This window comes from Pseudomonadota bacterium, assembly GCA_039815145.1.
Lineage (GTDB): Bacteria > Pseudomonadota > Gammaproteobacteria > Steroidobacterales > JBCBZW01 > JBCBZW01.
The window spans coordinates 1-3,439 of sequence record JBCBZW010000253.1; the positions used below are offsets into that span (position 1 = coordinate 1).

A 3,439-nucleotide genomic window follows, 5' to 3' on the forward strand; every position below is an offset into this window, starting at 1 on the left:
CGAGATCGACAAGCGTTTTTGGTTCGTTTTTGCGCTCAAAAATGAACGTCCAAGCAAACGAAGATGCCAACGCCCACCATAGCAGAAGGGAAACGGAGACAGGCGAGAAAGGGAAGAGGCGGCTATATTCCCCAGCCTCCTCACTTGTGCCAATCCCACATGCGCACCCCGCTCGTCCCCGCCGTACTGATCGCCTTCAGCATCGCAGGATGCTCCACCACCCCAGACCTACGCCCACCCACCGATCAGCCCAACGTCATCGTCATCTTCACTGATGACCAAGGCACGCTCGACACCCGCACCTACGGCTCCAACGATCTGCACACCCCGCACATGGACGCCTTGGCCGAGCGCGGCGTCCGGTTCTCCCAGTTCTACGCTGCCGCCCCGGTCTGCTCACCCTCCCGCGCTGGCCTGCTAACGGGCCGCTACCCCGTCCGCGCTGGGCTGGCAGGCAATGCGGGTTCATCCATGGCACCCGGCGGCATGCCGACGACCGAGATCACCATTGCCGAGATGCTACAAGCGGCAGGCTATGCCACGGCGCACATCGGCAAGTGGCACCTGGGCTACACGCCCGAGACGATGCCCAACGGCCAGGGCTTCGACTACTCGTTCGGGCACATGACGGGCTGCATCGACAACTACTCGCACTTCTACTACTGGGGCGGACCCAACCGCCACGACCTCTGGCAGAACGGCGAGAAGATCTACCGCGACGGCTCGTTCTTCCCAGACCTGATGGTGGAGGAGGCGGGCGCCTTCATGGAGACGCACCGCGACGAGCCGTTCTTCATCTACTTCGCCATGAACGGCCCGCACTACCCGTACCAAGCCGAGGCCAACCTGCTCGCCGAATACGCCGACCTCCCGTACCCGCGCAACCTGTACGCCGCGTTTGTGGCGTCGATGGATGCGCGGATTGGCGCGCTGATGGCGAAGGTGGATGCGCTGGGGCTGCACGAGAATACGCTCGTCATCTTCCAGTCCGACCACGGGCACTCGGTGGAGGAGCGGGCGCATGGCGGTGGCGGCAACGCCGGGCCGTACCGTGGCGCCAAGTTCAGCCTGTTCGAAGGCGGCATCCGCGTCCCGGCCATCGCCTCCATGCCAGGCACGCTGCCCGAGGGCGTCGTGCGCGACCAGATGGCTAACGGCGTGGACTGGCTGCCCACTATCGCCGCGCTCACGGGGGCGCCGCTCCTGAGCGATGACCTCGACGGGCGCAGCCTAGCGCCTGTGCTGAACGATGCCGAAGCCGCCTCGCCGCACGCGCAGATGCACTGGTTCTGGGCCACCAATCCCGACGACGGCTTCTGGGCCGTCCGCGAAGGCCCGTGGAAGCTCCTCGGCAACCCGTGGGACCCCACCGGTCCAGGCCGCCTCGCCGACCGCCGCTACCTCGTCAACCTCAACGACGACCCTAGCGAAACCACCAACCTCATCGACGCCCACCCCGAGGTCGTTGAGCACCTAGAAGGCTTGCACCGCGCTTGGTTCGAGCAAGCTGCCGCCAACGCCACCTGGCGCACGCGGTGACGGTTGCTTAGGCAATCTCGGAGAAGGCGGCACTTTCTAGGATTGTCATCCCGAAGGCTATGACATTGTCAAGCCTCCGAGGCCTTCAATAAGCGCGGCTGCACCGAACGATACGACGCATCATACGCACGCTCGTGCAACAGCATACTGCACAACACACGCAGCAGCTTGTTGGCCACGTTGTTGTAGATCAAACCCGATGGCTTGCCCGACCGCTGCTTCGACTCAGCATAGGCACGGTAGGACGCGTTGTGCACACACACGCTACGGGCAGCCAAGTGCAGCAACTTACGCACCGCCGGCGGACCGCCACCCCGACTGCGCGAGCCACGACGAACACTCGTGCCACTCTCGTAGCGGTGCGGCGCAATGCCCAGGTAGTTGGCCAGACGACGGTAGCCCGGCACTTCAGTGTAGCCCTTGGTCAGCACATACAACTGCGCCGCCAGCAGCAAGCGTACCCCGGGTGCGGTTACCAAAAGCGCCAGCATCTGGCCCGTTCGCGGATTCGACTCGATCAGCTTCCGCACCTCGCGCTCAAGGCGCTTGATCTGATGCTTGAGCTGACCAATACTCGCTGAGAGCGCATCGTCGGCCAGCGGCGTCTGCACCACCTTGCGCGCCAGCGCCTTCTGCATGTTGAGCAGTGCCGTTTTCTGCTCGACGAACTGCTCGCGCGTGTTTAGGAGCACCCGCACCTGCTCAACGATGGCTGGGCAGGGCTGCCAGAGCGTGAGCGTGTCGGCGTAGCGGGCGCCGTACTCGGCGATCTTTTGGCTGTCGAGCGCGTCGGTTTTGGGTGCGCTCGTGCCGAAGGCCTTCCAGACCTTGAAGGGCTCAACCATCGCCATCGGGTGTCCGTGCGCGTGCAGCTCGTAGGCGAGCGCCTCGCTGTAGACGCCCGTGTTCTCGACAACGACAAGCGTGGAGTGGGTCTCGGCGGTGGTCTGCTCGATCCAGTGGCGGAAGCGCGCTCGTCCGTCGGTGGTATTGTCGAAGGTGTGAGCCGTGGGGTGGTTGTAGAGCGATGCGGTGAAGGAGTCGGCGGCGGGATCGACGCCGATGAAGTGATCGAAGGGGGTGTTCATATCGGTTGCGGGTTGAGTCGAGGGGGTCTGTGCGCGTAGCAGATGGACGTAACGGGCTCTGTTATCGAGCGGCGTTGGCGCTCGTGAGGCTATGTCGTTTTGGGTCCATCATCGATCAGGTGCCTTGGTTCGGGATGTGGGCTGTTGGTCCTTCGAGCGGAGGGTAGGCTTGGTCCTGATCGAAGCTTGAGCGCGGTGGGGGCGGTTGTAAAGTAGCAGATAGGGAGGGGGGGTATAGTCTAACAGAGCGAAGCCGAGGGATCTCCCCCGTATGCGTTTTGCACGACGACTAAGTGGGAGTGTCCGTCAGTGCGGGTAACTCATCGGCTGATGCTCAAAGCTGTAGAAATATCCGCCCGATCACAATGGGCGGATATTTCATTAGAGACCCCTGGTGATGAGAAAATCGGGTATCAGGTTACGATGGAAGACTGGCAGCGTACTGTCGCCCCCTAAGCCGCTCCCTGGCAGCCCATGGACTAGCCAGCAGCACAGAACACAGCAGGATAGTTTATTTATGTCTGAGACAGCGTCTAAGATTACGTCGATTAGCGGGTCCGGTCTTCCTTTGCTGGGAAATGATATCGATACTGACCGGATCATTCCGGCTCGTTTTTTGCGCTGTGTTACCTTCGACGGTCTGGGGGAAAACGTGTTTGCAGACGATCGGGCGCAGCGTGATGGCATGCACCCCTTTGATCAACCCCAGTATCAAAATGCCAAAATTTTGGTGGTCAATAGCAATTTTGGCTGTGGCTCATCCCGAGAGCATGCGCCCCAATCCATTATGCGGTGGGGTATCAGCGCCATCG

3 protein-coding genes are annotated in these 3,439 nt (G+C 61.9%); 2 read left to right on the plus strand and 1 reads right to left on the minus strand.

All coding sequences use genetic code 11. From position 1 onward, the window contains the following. Positions 1–159 precede the first annotated feature (159 nt). A complete protein-coding gene (locus tag AAF184_25345) occupies positions 160–1,539 on the plus strand; it encodes a sulfatase-like hydrolase/transferase (protein MEO0425680.1) in 1,380 nt (459 codons plus the stop codon). Positions 1,540–1,607: 68 nt separating this feature from the next. On the opposite strand, the gene AAF184_25350 is transcribed toward AAF184_25345, so the two are convergent. Then, positions 1,608–2,627, minus strand: a complete 1,020-nt coding sequence (locus tag AAF184_25350) for an IS110 family transposase (protein ID MEO0425681.1) — start codon at positions 2,625–2,627, stop codon at positions 1,608–1,610. Positions 2,628–3,144: 517 nt separating this feature from the next. Here AAF184_25350 and AAF184_25355 point away from each other — a divergent pair. Next, positions 3,145–3,439 (plus strand): isopropylmalate isomerase (locus AAF184_25355; GenBank protein MEO0425682.1); only part of this gene is annotated, 295 nt, incomplete at its 3' end.

Bases quoted from the DNA above. Each gene is read 5' to 3' on its own strand.
- AAF184_25345 (MEO0425680.1), top strand. From the start codon at position 160: ATGCGCACCCCGCTCGTCCCCGCCGTACTGATCGCCTTCAGCATCGCA.
- AAF184_25350 (MEO0425681.1), bottom strand. From the start codon at position 2,627: ATGAACACCCCCTTCGATCACTTCATCGGCGTCGATCCCGCCGCCGAC.